This is a genomic window from Microbacterium sp. cf332, assembly GCF_900102175.1.
GTDB lineage: Bacteria > Actinomycetota > Actinomycetes > Actinomycetales > Microbacteriaceae > Microbacterium.
In genome coordinates this window covers 691,724-709,647 of sequence record NZ_FNKN01000001.1, presented here as the reverse complement: position 1 = coordinate 709,647, position 17,924 = coordinate 691,724, and the positions used below count along the sequence as shown (strand labels likewise).

At 70.5% G+C, this 17,924-nt stretch carries 15 protein-coding genes and 1 tRNA gene; 8 read left to right on the top strand and 8 right to left on the bottom strand.

Features of this window, described 5'->3' with window-relative positions; translation table 11 throughout:
* Positions 1-70: 70 nt before the first annotated feature.
* Both BLT21_RS03335 and ppgK read right to left on the bottom strand, forming a co-directional pair.
* Positions 71-143, bottom strand: a tRNA-Arg gene (locus BLT21_RS03335).
* Between the two features lie 335 nt (positions 144-478).
* Positions 479-1,303 carry a polyphosphate--glucose phosphotransferase gene (gene ppgK, locus BLT21_RS03330; protein WP_091499213.1) on the bottom strand — a complete coding sequence of 275 codons (825 nt, stop codon included), beginning with the start codon at positions 1,301-1,303 and terminating at the stop codon, positions 479-481.
* A 79-nt stretch (positions 1,304-1,382) separates the two neighbouring features.
* Between ppgK and BLT21_RS03325 the strand changes: the two genes are divergently transcribed.
* The 6 genes from BLT21_RS03325 (at position 1,383) to BLT21_RS03300 (ending at position 8,466) form a co-directional block, all read left to right on the top strand.
* Positions 1,383-1,604, top strand: coding sequence for a hypothetical protein (locus BLT21_RS03325; RefSeq protein ID WP_091499210.1), 222 nt, complete (start codon positions 1,383-1,385; stop codon positions 1,602-1,604).
* Positions 1,605-1,636: 32 nt separating this feature from the next.
* The gene (gene glnA / locus BLT21_RS03320; protein ID WP_091499207.1) at positions 1,637-2,974 is read left to right on the top strand and encodes a type I glutamate--ammonia ligase; all 1,338 of its coding nucleotides are present in this window, start codon (positions 1,637-1,639) and stop codon (positions 2,972-2,974) included.
* A 4-nt stretch (positions 2,975-2,978) separates the two neighbouring features.
* Positions 2,979-5,969 (top strand): bifunctional [glutamine synthetase] adenylyltransferase/[glutamine synthetase]-adenylyl-L-tyrosine phosphorylase, encoded by a 2,991-nt coding sequence (locus tag BLT21_RS03315; protein ID WP_091499203.1) that lies wholly within the window; start codon positions 2,979-2,981, stop codon positions 5,967-5,969.
* A gap of 8 nt (positions 5,970-5,977) precedes the next feature.
* Positions 5,978-6,880 carry a DUF808 domain-containing protein gene (locus tag BLT21_RS03310; protein ID WP_091499196.1) on the top strand — a complete coding sequence of 301 codons (903 nt, stop codon included), beginning with the start codon at positions 5,978-5,980 and terminating at the stop codon, positions 6,878-6,880.
* 96 nt (positions 6,881-6,976) lie between these two features.
* Entirely contained in the window at positions 6,977-7,798 is an 822-nt protein-coding gene (locus BLT21_RS03305; RefSeq protein WP_091499193.1) for an alpha/beta fold hydrolase, read from the top strand.
* Positions 7,798-8,466, top strand: coding sequence for an esterase/lipase family protein (locus BLT21_RS03300; protein WP_091500667.1), 669 nt, complete (start codon positions 7,798-7,800; stop codon positions 8,464-8,466). Before BLT21_RS03305 ends, BLT21_RS03300 begins: the two co-directional genes overlap by 1 nt.
* Positions 8,467-8,472: 6 nt before the next feature.
* On the opposite strand, the gene arr is transcribed toward BLT21_RS03300, so the two are convergent.
* Together arr and glnA (BLT21_RS03290) are read right to left on the bottom strand one after the other, a co-directional pair.
* On the bottom strand, positions 8,473-8,880 hold the full coding sequence (gene arr / locus BLT21_RS03295) for an NAD(+)--rifampin ADP-ribosyltransferase (protein ID WP_091499190.1): 408 nt from the start codon (positions 8,878-8,880) through the stop codon (positions 8,473-8,475).
* Positions 8,881-9,011: 131 nt separating this feature from the next.
* Positions 9,012-10,436 carry a type I glutamate--ammonia ligase gene (gene glnA / locus BLT21_RS03290; RefSeq protein WP_091499187.1) on the bottom strand — a complete coding sequence of 475 codons (1,425 nt, stop codon included), beginning with the start codon at positions 10,434-10,436 and terminating at the stop codon, positions 9,012-9,014.
* Between the two features lie 133 nt (positions 10,437-10,569).
* Here glnA (BLT21_RS03290) and BLT21_RS03285 point away from each other — a divergent pair, with 133 nt between their 5' ends.
* Complete coding sequence (locus tag BLT21_RS03285; RefSeq protein ID WP_256335896.1) at positions 10,570-11,004, top strand: RDD family protein; 435 nt, start codon at positions 10,570-10,572, stop codon at positions 11,002-11,004.
* 14 nt (positions 11,005-11,018) lie between these two features.
* On the opposite strand, the gene BLT21_RS03280 is transcribed toward BLT21_RS03285, so the two are convergent.
* Positions 11,019-11,729, bottom strand: coding sequence for a DUF4191 domain-containing protein (locus BLT21_RS03280; protein ID WP_091500665.1), 711 nt, complete (start codon positions 11,727-11,729; stop codon positions 11,019-11,021).
* A 121-nt stretch (positions 11,730-11,850) separates the two neighbouring features.
* On the opposite strand from BLT21_RS03280, the gene BLT21_RS03275 reads away from it, so the two are divergent.
* Entirely contained in the window at positions 11,851-13,260 is a 1,410-nt protein-coding gene (locus BLT21_RS03275) for a hypothetical protein (RefSeq protein WP_091499184.1), read from the top strand.
* A gap of 21 nt (positions 13,261-13,281) precedes the next feature.
* Here the strand turns inward: BLT21_RS03275 and sucB are convergent, their stop codons facing one another.
* The 3 genes from sucB to BLT21_RS03260 form a co-directional block, all read right to left on the bottom strand.
* A complete protein-coding gene (gene sucB / locus BLT21_RS03270) occupies positions 13,282-15,003 on the bottom strand; it encodes a 2-oxoglutarate dehydrogenase, E2 component, dihydrolipoamide succinyltransferase (protein WP_091499181.1) in 1,722 nt (573 codons plus the stop codon).
* Positions 15,004-15,067: 64 nt separating this feature from the next.
* Entirely contained in the window at positions 15,068-16,438 is a 1,371-nt protein-coding gene (gene lpdA, locus BLT21_RS03265; RefSeq protein WP_091499178.1) for a dihydrolipoyl dehydrogenase, read from the bottom strand.
* A complete protein-coding gene (locus BLT21_RS03260; RefSeq protein ID WP_091499175.1) occupies positions 16,435-17,898 on the bottom strand; it encodes a leucyl aminopeptidase in 1,464 nt (487 codons plus the stop codon). Before BLT21_RS03260 ends, lpdA begins: the two co-directional genes overlap by 4 nt.
* Positions 17,899-17,924 lie beyond the last annotated feature (26 nt).

Below are 17,924 nucleotides of genomic sequence, written 5' to 3'. Positions count from 1 at the left end.
GCACGTTAGCGCCTCTTCGAGCCAGTGTGCGCGTGTGCGTCGTGCGCGCGGCGCTCTTCGCTCGTTACAGTCCCTCTGACGGGGTTCAAACCTGCGACCAGCGGCTTAGAAGACCGCTGCTCTATCCACTGAGCTACAGAGGGCAAGGGATGGAGCGCGGAAACCCCCTCCCTCGGGCGAACTAGATGCTGCGGCGAGGCCGGCCGGCACGCAATCCGAAAGCAGGGCCTAAGTGATCTGCCGGCGGGGGTCTCATCTTGGCGGTTCCTGGCGGCAACGCAGTCCGCAAAGAGTCCGCAGAAGTGCCCGCAGACGCCGTCAGCACACTGGTACCCCCATCGTCAGATCCTGGCCGCTGACCGGGAAGAACATTACTCAGTCGCAAAAGCCATACAGGGCCTACATGTTGCGCCACAGAACCCGGCGTACAGGCCGGCCCATTCGCCCCCATATCCGACGGCGCTCGACCGACGCGCCGTCAGTGCGCCGTGGTGCCGGCGAGGTCCTCCGTGGTCTCGTCCAGGACACCGGGACGTTCGCCCGCGAGCGCGAGCGCGGCCGCGCCGATGATGCCGGCGTTGTTGCGGTGGACGGCGGGCACGATGGGCGTCTTCAGGTCGAGCAGGGGCAGGAACTTGTCGGCGTGCTTCGAGACGCCGCCCCCCACCACGAACAGGTCGGGGGAGAAGAGGAACTCGATGTGGCTGTAGTACCACTGCAGCCGCTCGGCCCACTCGGCCCAGTCGAGCTCGTCGCGCTCCATCGCCGAGTACGCGGCCCACGCCTCGGCATCCTTGCCGTGCTTGGCGCGGTGGACGTGACCGAGCTCGGAGTTCGGGATGAGCACGCCGTTGTAGATCATGGCCGAGCCGATGCCGGTGCCGAGCGTCGTCAGGATCACCAGGCCGTCGCGGTCGCGAGCGGCGCCGTAGCGCAGCTCGGCGACACCGGCGACGTCCGCGTCGTTGGCGAAATGGATCTGACGCCCGAGGCCCTTCTCGAAGAAGCGCTCCGCCTCGAAGTCGATCCAGGTGTCGGCGACGTTCGCGGCTGAGAGCGTGCGTCCGTTCTTGACGATCGCGGGGAACGCGACTCCCAGCGGCACGTCGCCCGCGTCGGTCACCTCGAGCCGGTCGAGCACGACCTTGACGGCGTCCAGCACGTCTTCGGGTACGGCGCCCTTCGGCGTCGCGACCTTGATGCGGTCGGTCAGCAGGTCGCCCGTCGACAGGTCGACGACGGCTCCCTTGATCCCGGTTCCCCCGATGTCCACCCCGACGGCCCGCGTCGCACTCGCACTCATGCGACCCAGCCTATCGACCGTCCGCCCCGCCGATTAGGCTCGGGCTGAGCGCCGGCGCAGGCGCAAGTCAGGAGCGATCATGCCCGATGCCGACGGCGAGTTCTGGTACAACCTCGTGACGCACGAGGTGGAGCACGGCAAGCAGTCCCCGGGGGCCGACCGAGCCGGCCCGTTCCGCTCCGCCGACGAGGCGGCGCGGGCTCCGCAGCTCATGGCGGATCGCGCGCAGGCCTGGCGCGAGGACGAAGCCCAGGAGGACGACTGGGGCACGCCGCCGTCGGAGGACGCTCGCCGCCAGTAGTCTGGAACCGACCCTGTCTCGGAGAGGACGCGATGGACAAGCAGCGGGACTTCGTACTGCGAACGATCGAGGAGCGGGGCGTCAAGTTCGTCCGGCTCTGGTTCACCGATGTGATCGGAACCCTCAAATCGGTGGCCATCGCGCCGGCCGAGGTCGAGGGGGCGTTCGCCGAGGGGCTCGGCTTCGACGGCTCGGCCATCGAAGGGCTGACCCGCAGCTACGAGTCCGACCTGCTGGCCCATCCCGATCCGTCGACGTTCCAGCTGCTGCCCTGGCGCGGTGAGATCGACCCGACCGCCCGGATGTTCTGCGACATCACGACGCCCGACGGTCAGCCCGCGGTCGCCGATCCGCGCCACGTCCTCAAGCGCACGCTCGCGAAGGCGGCCGACGCGGGCTTCACCTTCTACACGCACCCTGAGATCGAGTTCTACCTGCTGAAGTCGTCGTCCTACGGGCCCGACGGGCCCGAGCCGGTCGACTCGGCCGGCTACTTCGACAACGTCCCCGGCGGCACGGCGCACGACTTCCGACGTCGCTCGGTGCGGATGCTCGAAGACCTGGGCATCTCCGTCGAGTACAGCCACCACGAGGGCGGTCCCGGCCAGAACGAGATCGACCTGCGCTACGCGGACGCCCTCGCCACAGCCGACAACATCATGACCTTCCGCACGGTCATCAAGGAGGTGGCGATCGAGCAGGGCGTGTACGCGACCTTCATGCCGAAGCCCCTCAGCGGCCACCCGGGAAGCGGCATGCACACGCACATGTCGCTCTTCGAGGGCGACGTGAACGCGTTCTACGAGGAGGGCGGCCAGTACCAGCTGTCGCAGACCGGCCGGCACTTCATCGCCGGCCTCCTGCGCCACGCGAACGAGATCTCGGCCGTGACGAACCAGTTCGTCAACTCGTACAAGCGGCTGTGGGGCGGCGACGAGGCCCCGAGCTTTATCACCTGGGGCCACAACAACCGCTCGGCCCTCGTGCGCGTGCCGATGTACAAGCCCAACAAGAGCCAGTCGTCGCGCGTCGAGTACCGCGCCCTCGACTCGGCGGCCAACCCGTACCTCGCGTACGCGCTGCTGCTCGCTGCCGGGCTCAAGGGCATCGAGGAGGGATACGAGCTGCCCGCCGAGGCCGAGGACAACGTCTGGTCGCTGACGGACTCCGAGCGTCGCGCCCTCGGCTACGCGCCGCTGCCCGCGAGCCTCGACCACGCCCTCGAGTACATGGAGGAGTCCGAGCTCGTCGCCGAGACCCTGGGCGAGCAGGTCTTCAACTACGTCCTGCTCAACAAGCGTCGCGAGTGGCAGAACTACCGCGCCCAGGTGACGCCGTTCGAGCTCAAGAGCAACCTGGAGATGCTCTGACGCCATGACCCGGTCACTTCGTTCGACCGGACTGACGGGGCTGGCGCGAGCGGGGTTCGACGATCTCGGGCGGGCGGATGCCGACCTCGTCGAGCTCGCGGAGCTGACGGGTGTCGACCGCGACGAGCTGGTGGGTGCGGCCGAGGTCGCTGCCGACCCCGACGGCGCGGTCGCCGCACTGTTGCGCATCGCCCGCCGGGATGCATCCGTCGTCGGTGACGCCCTGCGCCGTCGGCCGGAAGCGGTGTGGACGGTCCTCGGCGCCTCGACGGGGCTCGCCGACTTCTACCTCCGCCACCCGGCGGAACTGGCCGACCTCGCGTCGGAGGGCGACGGGCTCCCGACCCGCGACGAGCTCGCCACGTCGATGCTCGAGGCGGTCGGCGCGCGTGACGGCTTCGCCACCGGATCGGGCGACGAGGCCTGGGTCGCGCTTCGGGTCCGGTACCGCCGCATGCTGGCGCGGATCGCGCGGTTCGACCTCTCGTCGTCCGATCCGACGCTCGTGCTCCACGCCGTCGCGGCCGCCCTCGCCGACGCCGCGGGAGCCGCCCTCGAGGCCTCGCTCGCAGTCGCGCGCAGCCGGCTCGTGGCCGGGGTGCCCGGCGCCGGGCGTTTCGACCGCGAGGCGGTCGCCGCGACCCGGCTCGCCATCATCGGCATGGGCAAGTCCGGGGCGCGCGAGCTCAACTACGTGAGCGACGTCGACGTCATCTTCGTCGGCGGGACGGCCGACGACGCCGCTGCGCCGGAGGCCCGCGCGATCGAGATCGCGACGCGACTCGCGATCCAGACGATGCGCGGCATCTCCGAGGTCGAGATCGAGCCCCCCCTCTGGGAGGTCGATCCGAACCTGCGTCCCGAGGGGAAGCAGGGTGCCCTCGTCCGCACGCTCGAATCGCACATCGCCTACTACGACCGGTGGGCGAAGAGCTGGGAGTTCCAGGCTCTGCTGAAGGCCCGGCCGCTGGCGGGCGACGTCGAGCTCGGCGAGCAGTACGTCGAGGCGGTGCAGCCGAAGGTGTGGGCGAGCTCGGCGCGCGACAACTTCGTCGAGAGCGTGCAGCGGATGCGCGAGCGCGTGACCGACCACATCCCGTCGGGCGAGGTCGCCCGCCAGCTCAAGCTGGGGCCGGGTGGCATCCGCGACATCGAGTTCACCGTGCAGCTGCTGCAACTCGTGCACGGGGCGTCGGACGAGCGCATCCGGGAGCGGTCCACGCTCGACGCCCTCGACGCGCTCGTGTCCGAGGGGTACATCGGCCGGGAGGATGCCGCGCGCTTCGCGCTGGACTACCGGCGGCTGCGCGTCATGGAGCACCGTCTGCAGCTGCGCGAGCTGCGGCGCACCCACCTCATGCCCGAGGACGGCGCCTCGCTGCGCACCCTCGCTCGATCGTCCCGTGTCGGCGACGGCGGCGACCGCGTCGTCGCGGCGTGGGAGGAGATCAAGCGCGAGGTGCGCGAGATCCACGTACGGCTCTTCTACCGGCCGCTGCTGTCGGCGGTCGCCGCGCTCCCGGCCGATGAGCACACCCTCTCGCCGGAGCAGGCGAAGGCGCGCCTGGCCGCCATCGGGTTCCGCGACCCCGCGGGCGCGCTGCGCCACATGGGGGCGCTGACGAGCGGGCTCAGCCGCAAGGCGGTCATCCAGCGACACCTGATGCCCGTCATGATCCGCTGGTTCGCCGACGGCGTCGATCCCGACTACGGGCTGCTCGCCTTCCGGCGCGTCAGCGAGAGACTCGGGAACACGCCCTGGTTCCTCCGGATGCTCCGCGACTCGTCGGGAGCGGCCGAGAGCCTGACCCGGCTGCTCTCGGGTTCGCGATACGTCGGCGAGCTGATGGAGTGGATCCCCGAGTCCATCGCCTGGCTCGACTCCGACGATCAGCTGCGACCCCGGCCCGGCATCGTCCTCCAGGAGGAGGCGCGGGCGATCCAGACCCGCCACGCGTCGATCGACGACGCCATGTCGGCGGTGCGCGCGCTGCGCCGACGCGAGCTCCTGCGCCTGGCGATGGCGGCGGTGGTGGGGGAGCTGTCGATCGAACAGCTCGCCGAGGGGCTGACGACCATCACCGAGGTGACCATCCAGGCGACGCTGCGCGCGGTCCGTCGCGAGATCGTCCCGCCCGAGGACGAGCGTCTCGATTTCTCGGTCATCGCGATGGGCCGCTTCGGCGGCGCCGAGCTCGGCTTCGGCTCGGACGCCGACATCATCTACGTCTACGACGCCAACGGCGTTCCCGCGCAGCGGGCCCAAGAGCTCGCGCTCGCTCTCGTGCAGGGGATCCGGCGGTACTCCGAAGACCACCGACTGCCGCTCGAGCTCGATGCCGGGCTGCGCCCCGAGGGACGGAACGGCCCCCTCGTGCGCTCGCTCGACTCGTACGCCGAGTACTACCGCCGCTGGTCGCTCTCCTGGGAGGCGCAAGCGCTCCTGCGGGCCCGCGGCGTCGCCGGGAGCGTGTCGCTCATCACGCGGTTTCTCGCGCTCGCCGACGACCTGCGGTACCCCGTCACGGCCGACCCGCAGGGTCTGCGCGAGATCCGCCGCATCAAGGCGCGCGTCGAGAACGAGCGGCTGCCGCAGGGACAAGATCGATCGCGTCACCTCAAGCTCGGCCCCGGCGGGCTCAGCGACGTCGAGTGGCTCGTCCAGCTCGTGCAGCTCGAGCACGGCCACCGGGTGCCGGGCCTGCGGACCACCTCGACCGTCGGAGCGCTGCAGGCGGCGGTCTCGGCCGAGCTCATCCCGGGGGAGGCAGCCGACAAGCTCGCCGCGGCCTGGCGGCTGGCCAGCCGGCTGCGCTCGGCCAACACGCTGCTGTCGGGCCAGACGAGCGACGTCCTGCCGACCGATCGCGGGCGCCTCGACGGGATCGGTCGTCTGCTGGGCTATCCGGCACGTTCCGCGACCGCCGTGGAGGAGGATTGGATGCGCGCCGCGCGCCAAGCCCGACGCGTGTTCGAGAAGCTCTTCTACGGCTAAGGGGAAACATGTCGGTTGGTCTGCTGGCTGTCGTCGACGACATCCTGAGCGCGGCGCTGCGCGCATCCGCGAAGTCCGCGGGCGTCGTCATCGACGACGCGGCGGTCACCCCGCAGTACGTTCAGGGCATCACTCCCGCGCGCGAGCTGCCCGTCGTGGCGAAGATCGCGCTGGGCTCGATCGCCAACAAGTTCCTGATCATCATCCCGGTCGCCCTGCTGCTGACCGCGTTCGCGCCCGTCGTCCTGCCCTTCCTCCTGATCCTCGGCGGGTTGTTCCTCTGCTACGAGGGCGCGGAGAAGGTGCTCGAGTGGTTCGGCGTGCACCACGGAGCCGGTGACGACGGGCCGCGCGACGAGAAGAAGCTCGTGCTGGGGGCCGTGCGCACGGATCTCATCCTGTCGGCCGAGATCATGCTCATCTCCCTGTCGAACCTCGACGACGGTATGGGCATCTGGCAGACGCTCGCCGTGCTCGCGGTCATCGCGCTGCTGATGACGGGCGTCGTCTACGGCGCCGTCGCCCTGCTCGTCAAGATCGACGACATCGGGCTGCGGATGGCGAAGAGCCCGTCCTCGCGGGTTCGCCACACCGGCACCCGCATCGTCCGGTCGATGCCTGCGGTGTTCCGCGTCATCAGTGTCGTCGGCACGGTCGCGATGCTGTGGGTCGGCGGTCACCTCGTGCTCGCGAACCTCGGGGAGGTCGGCGTGGCCTTCACCCTCGACCTGCTGCACGGCATCGAGCATGCGCTCGAGCCCGCTGGGGGAGTCGTCGCGTGGATCGGGGAGACCGCCGTCTCCGCGGTGGCGGGACTGCTTGCGGGGCTCGTCATCGTCGGCGTCCTGACGGTGATCCGGCGTCTGCGGAACGGCGATCCGCAGCACGCCGACGAGGCCGGAGCGCACTGATCCCGCGTCACGGGGTCGCGCCGGGGATGCCGTCACGACGGTCGACGCGAAGTCAAGTCGCCTATCTCCGCCGCAGCGGGGTCATAGCCTGAGGCCGTGACGCTCACGACGCCGCACGGGCTTCCCCGGGCCGAACCCCGACCGGTTCGGACGTCCGTCGGCGACCTGTCGTTCCGGGTGTGGTCATCCGGCCCGGACGATGCCGACGCCACCGTCGTCCTGCTGCACGGCGTGGGGATGTCGCACCGCTCCTTCCGTCGTCTGCAGCCGGTGCTCGCCGCATCGGCGCGGGTCCACAGCCTCGACCTTCCGGGGTTCGCAGGGCTGCCGTCGCCGCGGCGGGACCTCACGGTGCGGCAGATGGCGGATTCCGTCGCCGTCCTCCTCAGGCAGCTGTCCGAGCGGCCCGTAGTGCTCGTCGGGCACTCGATGGGAGCCCAGTGGGCCGTCGAGTGCGCGTTGCGGCATCCGTCCTCGGTGCACGCTGTCGCGCTGATCGGACCCGTCGTGGACGATCATCGGCGCAGCCTCATCGCGCAGGCCCTCGCGCTGGCACGGGACGGCCTGCGCGAGCCGCCCCGGACCAACGCGCGCGTCATCGCCGACTACCTTCGCACCGGCGTCCCGTGGTTCTTGGCGCAGGTGCGACACATGCTCGCGTATCCGATCGAAGAACGCGTGGCCCGCCTCGGAGCGGCATCGCTCATCATCTGGGGATCCCGAGATCTGGTGGCCGAGCAGGCCCGGGTCGACCGCCTCGCGGCACGGACGTCGCGCCGGGCGCCGCTGGTGGTGCCGGGGGCGCCGCACCACGCGGCGCGCACCGACCCGGGGGCCGTGGCATGCGGCATCCTCTCCTTCTCGGCCCCGGTCGGCGACCCCGCCGGGAGGGCACCGGGGCGGGAGCGGGAGTCGTGATCCGGCGCCTGCTCCGGGAGGCCGCATGGTGGGTCGCCGACTACACCTACGCGGTGATCTGGCAGGTCCGTGCCTTCGTCTCCCGTACCGACCCCGAGGACTTCGTCACGGGTGACGGCGTGCCCATCGTGGTGCTGCCCGGCATCTACGAGACCTGGCGGTTCCTTCAGCCGCTGATCACCGAGCTGCACGGCCGGGGGCATCCGGTGCACGTGATCGCCGCCCTCGGCCGCAACCGCTGGCCCGTGCCTCGTGCGGCGCGTCACGTCACCGCCTACCTGCGGGAGCACGGCCTGTCCGACGTCGTCGTCGCCGCGCACAGCAAGGGCGGGCTGGTCGGCAAACAGGTCATGGCGGACACGGAGGCCGGTGGGCGCATCCGCGGCATGGTGGCGGTCGCGAGTCCGTTCGCCGGATCGTTCTACGGACGGCTCATGCTGACACCCGCGTTGCGGGCATTCTCGCCGAACGACCCCGGCATCCGGGCCCTGTCGCGGGAGCTCGCGCCGAACGAGCGGATCGTCTCGGTCTACGGCACGTTCGACCCGCACATCCCGGGTGGCAGCGAACTCGCCGGTGCCCGGAACGTCCGGCTCGAGACCGGCGGCCACTTCCGCATCCTCGCGCATCCGCGAGTCATCGCCGAGGTCGTGCGCCTCGCGGAGTGACGCTCGTCAGTTGATGATCCCTGCCCGCTCCGCCGACATCCGCGTCAGCCGCGCCCGCCACGTCTCGCGCGCCTCGGCGGAGAGGCGCGTCCAGTCCGAGACCTCTCCGACAATGCGCAGGGGAGCCGAGCTGCGGTAGGAGCGTGTCGGATTGCCGGGGAACTTCTTGTCCGTGACGTTGGGATCGTCCTCGAAGGTCCCCAGCGGCTCGACGACGTAGACGTGCGGCTCACCATCGACGGGCGCGATCTCGGCCGCGAGCCCGGCACCATCCTTCACCGCCGTGAAGTAGACGTGGTTCATGGTGATCTCCGGGCGGTAATTCGAGGGGCAGCCCGGTCTCACGAGCTCGCCCACGCGCAGCGCGGCCTTGGTGCCGTGGTAGAACGGCCCGGGGATGTCGCGGAGATCCACGCCATCAGCATCCCCGCGGGCTGCTGCGCTCGCAAGCCCCCGAGCGCGGCAGACGGGCGGAACCCCGCACGACGGAGCCCCGCCGACCCCCTCGCGAGAGGGGAGCGACGGGGCTCGTCGTGGTCCAGAAGTCAGACGCCGAAGTACAGCTCGTACTCGTAGGGGTGAGGACGGGCGTTGATCGGCTGGATCTCGTTCTCGATCTTGTACTCGATCCAGGTCTCGATCAGCTCGGGCGTGAACACGCCGCCGGCCAGCAGGAACTCGTGGTCATTGCGCAGTGCCTCGAGCGAGTCGAGCAGCGAGTTCGGAACCTGCGGGATGTTCCGGGCCTCCTCGGGCGGCAGCTCGTACAGGTCCTTGTCGACCGGCTCGTGCGGCTCGATGCGGTTCTTGATGCCATCGAGGCCCGCCATCATCTGCGCGGCGAACGCGAGGTACGGGTTGCCCGACGCGTCGGGAGCGCGGAACTCGATGCGCTTGGCCTTCGGGTTGGTGCCCGTGATCGGGATGCGGATGGCCGCCGAGCGGTTGCCGGCCGAGTAGACGAGGTTCACCGGGGCCTCGTAGCCCTTGACCAGACGCTTGTACGAGTTCAGCGTGGGGTTCGTGAACGCGAGCACGGCGGCAGCGTGCTTGAGCAGACCGCCGATGTACCAGCGCGCGATGTCGGACAGACCGCCGTAGCCCTTCTCGTCGTAGAAGAGGGGCTCGCCGTTCAGCCACAGCGACTGGTGGGTGTGCATGCCCGAGCCATTGTCGCCGAAGAGGGGCTTGGGCATGAAGGTCGCGACCTTGCCCCACAGCTCCGCCGTGTTCTTGACGATGTACTTGAACTTCAGGATGTCGTCCGCCGAGTGCACCATGGTGTCGAAGCGGTAGTTGATCTCCTGCTGTCCACCGGTGCCGACCTCGTGGTGGGCGCGCTCGAGCACGAGGCCCGACTCGATGAGCTTGAGCGAGATGTCGTCGCGCAGGTCCGCCGTCTTGTCGACAGGCGAGACGGGGAAGTAGCCACCCTTGTACGGGGTCTTGTTCGCGAGGTTCCCGCCCTCTTCGACGCGGCCGGTGTTCCACGCGCCTTCTTCGGAGTCGACCGAGTAGAAGCTCGAGTTCTGCTTCACCTCGTAGCGGACGTCGTCGAAGATGTAGAACTCCGCCTCGGGCGCGAAGAACGCGGTGTCGGCGATTCCGGTCGAGGCGAGGTACTTCTCAGCCTTCTTCGCGACCTGGCGGGGGTCCTTCGCGTAGATCTCGCCGTTGCGCGGGTTGTAGATGTCGAAGATCATGACCAGCGTCTTCGCCTCGCGGAACGGGTCGAGATATGCCGTCGAGACGTCCGGGATCAGCTGCATGTCGGACTCGTGGATGTTCGCGAAGCCGCGAATCGACGAGCCGTCGAAGAGCTGACCGACCGTGAAGAACTCCTCGTCGACGGTCGAGGCCGGGATGTTGAAGTGCTGCTGCACACCGGGGAGATCCGTGAAACGGATGTCGAGGAACTTGACGTCCTCGTCCTGGATGAACTTGAGCACCTCGGAAGAATCTTTGAACATGGAGTCTCCAAGATCGGGTGAGGAACAGCCCGAGATGGTCCGGGCCTCTTCGAACCTATCGGCATCCAGTTGCTCGGCAGTATCTCGGATGTTTCCGGGATGTTACGGAGCGGCCCCCGCTTAGGCTGGGGAGGTGCCCGAATCCCTGCGTGAGAACACCTACCCCGGCGAGCGGTTGGGAAGGCCCGAACGGGGTCCGGGAAGCGTCGGCCGTCTCGGGCGCCGAATCGCGGCGCTGGCGATCGACTACGCAGCCGCCACCCTGATCGCCACCGCGTTCTTCGGTTTCGACCAGTTCGCCCTCCCGGGCGAGGCCGGCCTGTCGCAGTTCGCGCCCATCACGGTGTTCGCGGCATTGCAGGTCGTCTTCATCCCGGTGATCGCCGGCAGTCCCGGCCACCGCATCGTCGGACTGCGCCTCGAGCTGGTGCACGGCGGCTGGACCGGTCTGTGGCGTCCGATCGTCCGCACGCTGCTGCTCGTGCTGGTGCTGCCGGCGGTCGTGTTCGACCCCGACCAGCGAGGACTGCACGACAAGGCTGCGGGAACGATCCTCGTCCGCGCCTGACGGAGAGCGGGGGATCAGCGCGGGCGCTGCGCCCGGGCCTTCATCGGGTCGACGCCCTTCGGGATCGGCAACGATGTCACCGACTGCGAGACGGACTCGATGCGCTTGATGACGGCGGCCATCGTCGTGCGGTCGATAGCCTTCGGCAGCGCCTTGATCGTGGGGGCGAGCTTGGCGATCGGGACCTCGTCGTCGCCGTGGCCCACGTAGAGCACGTGGACGGGGACGCCGGACGCGACGCGCTTGACCTTGCCCCGTTCGTCGTTGATGAGTCGGGTGAGACGCCCGCGGGCGCCCTCGCCGATGATGACGACGCCACCGCGGCCGACGGCGCGGTAGACCGCCTCCTGGGTCTTCGGGTTGACACCGACCGGCATCTCGGACGCCTGCCACCGGCGGCCGAGGTTGGTCGAGATGATGTGGCCTGTCGCGCCGGGCATCCCGTCGATGCGCTTGTACATCGCGCGCGTCGCGAGCCGGGTCATCGTGATCATGGCGCCCAGGACGCCGAAGAGCAGACCCGTGACACCCCACAGGATGATGCTCCAGATCGCGCCGGGCGGAATGAGGAAGCCCACGAGCACGCCGAGACCGACGCCGACGACGACGATCGCGATGAGCAGCCAGGGGAGCCAGCTGTAGTACTCCTTCGTGAAGGTGAAGAGGGAGCGGAGCTGGGAGAAGAATCCGGGGCGCTTCTCGGGTGCGGTGCTGCGGGACGACATGCTCACAGCCTACCTTTTCGGCCGCACCGCTCCGCCTGCACAGCGACGTCGCGACGCCCGGTGTGCACACCCGCGCGTTCACTCACGGATGCGGCTCGACGACGCTCGCGACACTGGGAGGATGCACCGCACCGGCACCCCCTCGACGCCCGCCGCGCTCCGGACCGTCGGACCGCCCGAAGCGCCGTTCGCGGGCGAGCTCGTCCCGGGGCCGTCGGCTCGTTCCTACCGGGTCGTCGCCGACGATCTGCCGCCCGGGGTGTGGCGAGCGGATCCCGACGGTCATCTGCTCGCGGCCACCGACCTCGACCGCGTCGACGGCAGGACCATCGTGGCGCTCCCGCGACTGACCGCGAGACTGTGCGGCGGGGAGGCGGCATTGGACCTCTCGCCCGGCCAGGCGGTCACGCTCGCCGTGAGCGCGCTGCGCGGCTGCGTCGAGGCTGCGGATGCGCAATGGGGCGAGGGCGAGTGGTGGCTGACCACGGCCGGCCGACCCGTTCTCGTACCCGTGGGTGATCGGTCGTGGGGCCGATCGACCATCCGACTCCTCGAACGCATCCCCGACACGGCGATCGCACCCGATCTGCGCGCGCTGGCCGTCGCCGCGGTCGACGACACGGCAACGCTCCCGTTCGCGGTTCCGACGCTCGAGGACGAGCTGTTCGCAGTCGCGACGCCGGCCCCGCTCGACAGCGCGTCTCCGACGCCGACGGGTCGGGGGACTCGCACGGCGGTCCAGCCAGCCGGAGAGGATGACGCCGCCCGCGGGGCCGTGGCGGACGCCGCGCGCACCGCGGTGCACGGGCTCGTCGATGCGGACATCCTCGCTCGGGTGACAGCTGGTCTCGCCCGGACGCGGCCCATGGCATCGCGCGCGTTCGCAGCCGTCGCCGCGCACGTGGTCCGCCGACGCGAACGCCGGGCGCCCGACCGGGCGCCCGCGCCGGCCACGCGGAGCTCGGTCGATCGCTCCTCGTCGCATCCCCGGCGGCGCCTGATCGTCGTGGCGGGGTCCGCGCTGGCGGTCACGCTCGGTCTGGGCCTCCTCTGGCCGGACGGTGCGCCGGCCCCGTCCCCGAGCGCCACGGGCGGCCGTGTCATCGCCGGCACGCCGCGAGCCGACGACGCCGGGGGAGGTGACGAGCTCGACCGCGGTGAGCGCGCCGAGACTCCCGTCGAAGTCGGAGACACCGTCTCGCACGACGATCCCGAGATGATGTCGGACGCCGACGAGAGTGATGGGTCGCGGGCCGACCGGCACCTCCTCGACGAACTCGCGAGCTGCCTCTCGAGCACGGAGGGGGCGTGCCGGGCCGCCGTGCTGGAGCGTCCCGATGCCCCGCTCCCGAAGGGGGCGGCGACCGTCGCGGCGTCGCGCGAGGTCACGCTCGTCGACGACCTCGGCGGCGTCCGTGTGGTGCGCGTCTCGGACTCCGCCGGTCGATACGCGGACCAGATCGTCGTGATCGTCGCCCACGACGACGAACGGCTGGTCCGCGACGTGTACGACGTCGCGGACCAGCCGTGATGAGGCGGAGGCCTCAGTCGGTCAGTAGCCGAGCTGCCCCTCGAACTGGGCGCCTTCGAGGCGGGCCTTCATGGCGCTCAGGAAGCGTGCGGCATCCGCGCCGTCGATCGTGCGGTGGTCGTACGAGAGGGCGAGGTACACGTACGAGCGCACCGAGATCGCCTCCTTGCCGTCCACGGTCACGACGCCGGGGCGCTTGTAGACGATGCCGGTGCCGAGGATGGCGGACTGCGGGAGGAACACGACCGGGGTGTCGAACAGCGCGCCGCGCGAACCCGTGTTGGTGATCGTGAACGTGCCGCCGGCGAGCTCGTCGGGCTTCAGCTTGTTGTCGCGCGTCCGAGCGGCCAGGTCGGCGATGTCCTGCGCGATCTGAGCCAGGTTCTTCGAGCCCGCGTCGCGCAGGACCGGCGTGAGCAGACCGCGCTCCGTGTCGACCGCGATCGAGATGTTCTCGCTCGCGGGGTAGACGATCTCCTCGCCGTCGACCGTCGAGTTGACGATCGGGAAGGTCTGCAGTGCCTCGGCGGCGGCCAGCGCGAAGAAGGGCAGGAACGACAGCTTCGCGCCCGTCTTCTCGTTGAACTCGACCTTGACCTTGTCGCGGAACGACGACAGCTTGGTGACGTCCACCTCGACCACGGTCGTCAGCTGAGCGGTCTGCTGCATCGACTCGACGGCGCGCTTGGCGAGAACCTTGCGCAGACGCGACATAGGGGCGCGCGTACCGCGGAGCTCCGAGACCTCGACCGCGGCGGGTGCCGCAGGGGCCTCGGCGGGGGCCGCGGCGGTCGGCTGCGCCGAAGCGGCCTCGGCGGCCTTCAGGACGTCCTCCTTGCGGATGCGACCGCCGACGCCCGTGCCGGTGACCGACGCGAGGTCGACGCCCTGCTGCTGCGCGAGACGACGCACGAGCGGGGTGACGTAGGTCACACCGTCGTTGTCGGAGGAGGCGGTGGAGTCGCCGGCGGGAGCCGACTGCTGCGCCGGGGCGGGAGCCGACTGCTGCGCGGGGGCGGGAGCCGCTGCCGGAGCCTCGGGAGCCGGTGCGGGCTCCTCGGCTGCGGGAGCCGGGGGCGCGGGAGCCTCGGCTGCGGGAGCCGGCGCCGCGGGGGCCTCGGCAGCGGCAGGAGCGCCCGAGCCGATGCGGGCGAGCGCGGACCCGACCTCGACGGTCTCGTCCTCCTGCACCAGGATCTCGACGAGCGTGCCGGCGAAGGGCGCGGGGATCTCGGTGTCGACCTTGTCGGTCGAGATCTCGAGGAGGGGCTCGTCGACCGCGACATCGTCGCCGATCTGCTTGAGCCAGCGGGTGACCGTGCCCTCGGTGACGCTCTCGCCGAGCTCGGGGAGCACGACGTCCTTCGCGTCGCCGGATGCGGCGGGCGCCGACTGCTGGGGTGCGGGGGCGGCGGGGGCCTCGGCGGCCGGGGCCTCCTGCGCGGGCGCGGCGGCCTCCTCGGCCGGAGCCTGCTCGGACGGGGCGTCGCTGGAGGGCGCGCCCGATCCATCGCCGATCTTCGCCAGGACGGCGCCGACCTCGACGGTCTCGTCCTCCTGGACGAGGATCTCTTCGATGACGCCGCTCACGGGCGACGGGATCTCCGTGTCCACCTTGTCGGTCGAGATCTCGAGAAGACCTTCGTCTTCCTGGATGGTGTCACCGACCTTCTTGAGCCAGCGGGTCACCGTACCCTCGGTGACGCTCTCTCCGAGCGCGGGGAGGACCACGGAAGTGCTCATGAATCTGTCTCCTTCAAGAAATGCCGATGTCCGTCTAGCTTACTGATCTGCATCGGTCGACCGGTCAGAGCGCATGCAGCGGTTTGCCCGCCAGCGCCAGGAATGCTTCTCCGAGAGCTTCGCTCTGCGTCGGATGGGCGTGGATGAGTGGTGCGATGTCCTCGGGGTGGGCCTCCCAGCCGACCGCGAGCTGTCCTTCGGTGATGAGCTCGCCGACACGATCGCCCACCAGATGGACCCCGATGATCGGGCCGTCGAGACGGCGCACGACCTTCACGAGGCCGGCGGTCCCGAGGATCTCGCTCTTGCCGTTGCCGGCGAGGTTGTACTCCCGCACGACGATCGCATCGCCGTGGGCGGCTCGCGCCTGGTCCTCGGTCAACCCGACGGAGGCGACCTCCGGGCTGCTGTAGGTCACCCGGGGTACGAGGCTGTCGGGGACGACCGTGGGCCGCAGGCCGGCGATCTCCTCCGCCACGAAGATCCCCTGTTGGAAGCTGCGGTGTGCGAGCTGCAGCCCGGGCACGATGTCGCCGACGGCCCAGACGTGGTCGCGGGTCGTGCGCAGCCGCTCGTCGACGCGGACGAATCCGCGGTCGAGCTCGACGCCCGCGGCCTCGAACCCGAGATCTGCGGTCGCGGGCCCGCGACCGACGGCGACGAGCAGCACGTCCGCGTCGAGGACGCTCCCGTCCTCCAGCGACACGCGCACGCCGTCGGCGTGGCTCTCGGCTCCCGCGAAGCGCACACCGGTCCGCGCGGTGATGCCACGCTTGCGGAACGCGCGTCCGATGGCCTTGCTCATCGCGGTGTCCTCGGTCGGGAGCAGGCGGTCGAGTGCCTCGATCACCGTCACCTCGGCGCCGAACGATCGCCAGATGCTGGCGAACTCGACGCCGATGACGCCTCCGCCGAGGATCACGGCGTGTCGGGGCACCACGGGCAGCGCGAGCGCCTGCTCGCTCGTGATGACGCGGTCGTCGAGCTCGAGACCGGGGAGCGAGCGACTGTAGGACCCCGTCGCGAGGATCACGTTCGTCCCGCGGTAGCGGTCGTCGCCGACGGCGACCCGACCGTCGTCGAGGAGCCGGCCGGCTCCGCTCACGACGGTGATCCGGCGGGCGGCGAGGAGCCCCTCGAGACCCTTGTGCTTCTTGGCGACGATCCCCTCGCGGTAGGCGTGCACCGCTGCGACCTCGATGCCCTCGAACGCGGCGCGCACGCCCACGTGCTGGGACGCGCGCACGCTGTCGGCGACCTCGGCGGAGTGCAGCAGTGCCTTGGTGGGGATGCAGCCGCGATGCAGACAGGTCCCGCCCACCTTGTCCTTCTCGATCAGCACGACCGAGGATCCGAGTTCCGCCGCGCGCAACGCAGCCGCGTAGCCGCCGCTGCCGCCACCGAGGACGACCAGGTCGACGTCGTGGTCGGTCATCGCTGCGAACCCCGCAGGTACTCGACGAGGGAGCGCACCGTGGCTGCCGTGGGGCCCTTGTCGGTGCCGCCGAACGGCGTCTTGGTCGTGCCGGAGCCGGCGATGTCCAGGTGTATCCACGGGATGCGCGGCGCATCGTCGCCGTCGCCGGAACGACCGACGAAGCGCTGGAGGAAGAGGCCCGCGAAGAGGGAGCCGCCCGAGGGGTCGCCGATCTTGGCGTTCTGCATGTCCGCGATGGGCGAATCGAGCTCGTCGGCCATGTGCGCAGGCAGCGGGAGCTGCCAGGCCGCCTCCCCGGCGCGACCGGCCGCGGCGAGATACTCCGACACCGCGTCGTCATCGCCCATGACGCCGGTGTGACGGTGCCCGAGAGCGACGATGACGGCACCGGTGAGCGTGGCGACGTCGATGATGGCGTCGGGCTGCGTCCGGCTCGCGGCGACGATGCCGTCCGCCAGGACGAGACGGCCCTCGGCATCGGTGTTGAGCACCTCCACCGTCGTGCCGTCGAGCATCCGCAGGACGTCGCCCGGCCGCGTCGCGCGCCCCGACGGCATGTTGTCGGCGACGCAGAGCCAGGCCGAGACGCGCGTCGGAAGCGCAAGCGCGGCGGCCGCCTGGACCACGGCGAGCACTGTCGCGGCACCGGCCATGTCGTATTTCATGCCGACCATGCTGGCCGCGGGCTTGAGCGAGAGGCCACCGGTGTCGAAGGTGATGCCCTTGCCGACCAGCGCGACGTGGCGATCCGCACCGGCGGGGGAGTAGTCCACCCGGACCACGCGCGGCGGGCGGTCCGAGCCCTGCCCGACCCCGAGGACGCCGCCGAAGCCCTGGCGCTCCAGTTCGGCCTCGTCGAGCACCTCGATCTCGATGGGGAGCCCGGCGACGGCCTCCACGGCGCGTTCCGCGAGGTCGGCGGGCGACAGCCATTCGGCCGGGGTGCTCACGAGATCCTTGACCAGCGCGAGCGAGCGTCCCACTGCCGCCACCCCCGCCACCTCGTCTGCGGACGGTGCCGCGGAGGTGTGCACGGTGATCCGCTCCGCCCGTGTCTTGGGGGTCCCGCCCTTGTATCCCGCGAAGCGATATCCGCCGATGACGGCGCCCTCCGCGAGCGCCCGCCATGACTCGGGGGCGAGAGGGGCGGCGACGGCGAGCGAAGAGAACCCGGTCGTGACGCGCACGGCGGCGCCGGCGGCATCCCGCAGTGCGTGGTCGTCGGGGGCGTCGCCTGTGCCGACGACGATGACGGGTGCGGCAGCGACGGCGGGCAGGAAGAGGCGGTGCACGGATCCCCGCGCGCCGGTGAAGCCGACGGCCGCCAGCATCTCGCGAAGACCCGGCCAGTCGGCGGGTGCGGACTGCTCGTCGAGCGGCGGCAGGGCGAGGACCAGGGCGTCGGCGTCGGATTCGGTGACGGGCGCGCTGCTGTGCGCGATCTCGGGGAACGGCATCCTCCCATCCTAGGTTCGCCCGCCGT

What these genes read in the sequence shown, in the direction of transcription:
- lpdA (WP_091499178.1), bottom strand. Translation starts at nt 16,438, where the DNA reads ATGACCGACCACGACGTCGACCTGGTCGTCCTCGGTGGCGGCAGCGGC.
- ppgK (WP_091499213.1), bottom strand. Translation starts at nt 1,303, where the DNA reads ATGAGTGCGAGTGCGACGCGGGCCGTCGGGGTGGACATCGGGGGAACC.
- sucB (WP_091499181.1), bottom strand. Translation starts at nt 15,003, where the DNA reads ATGAGCACTTCCGTGGTCCTCCCCGCGCTCGGAGAGAGCGTCACCGAG.
- BLT21_RS03315 (WP_091499203.1), top strand. Translation starts at nt 2,979, where the DNA reads ATGACCCGGTCACTTCGTTCGACCGGACTGACGGGGCTGGCGCGAGCG.
- BLT21_RS03260 (WP_091499175.1), bottom strand. Translation starts at nt 17,898, where the DNA reads ATGCCGTTCCCCGAGATCGCGCACAGCAGCGCGCCCGTCACCGAATCC.
- glnA (WP_091499187.1), bottom strand. Translation starts at nt 10,436, where the DNA reads ATGTTCAAAGATTCTTCCGAGGTGCTCAAGTTCATCCAGGACGAGGAC.
- glnA (WP_091499207.1), top strand. Translation starts at nt 1,637, where the DNA reads ATGGACAAGCAGCGGGACTTCGTACTGCGAACGATCGAGGAGCGGGGC.
- BLT21_RS03310 (WP_091499196.1), top strand. Translation starts at nt 5,978, where the DNA reads ATGTCGGTTGGTCTGCTGGCTGTCGTCGACGACATCCTGAGCGCGGCG.
- BLT21_RS03280 (WP_091500665.1), bottom strand. Translation starts at nt 11,729, where the DNA reads ATGTCGTCCCGCAGCACCGCACCCGAGAAGCGCCCCGGATTCTTCTCC.
- BLT21_RS03325 (WP_091499210.1), top strand. Translation starts at nt 1,383, where the DNA reads ATGCCCGATGCCGACGGCGAGTTCTGGTACAACCTCGTGACGCACGAG.
- BLT21_RS03275 (WP_091499184.1), top strand. Translation starts at nt 11,851, where the DNA reads ATGCACCGCACCGGCACCCCCTCGACGCCCGCCGCGCTCCGGACCGTC.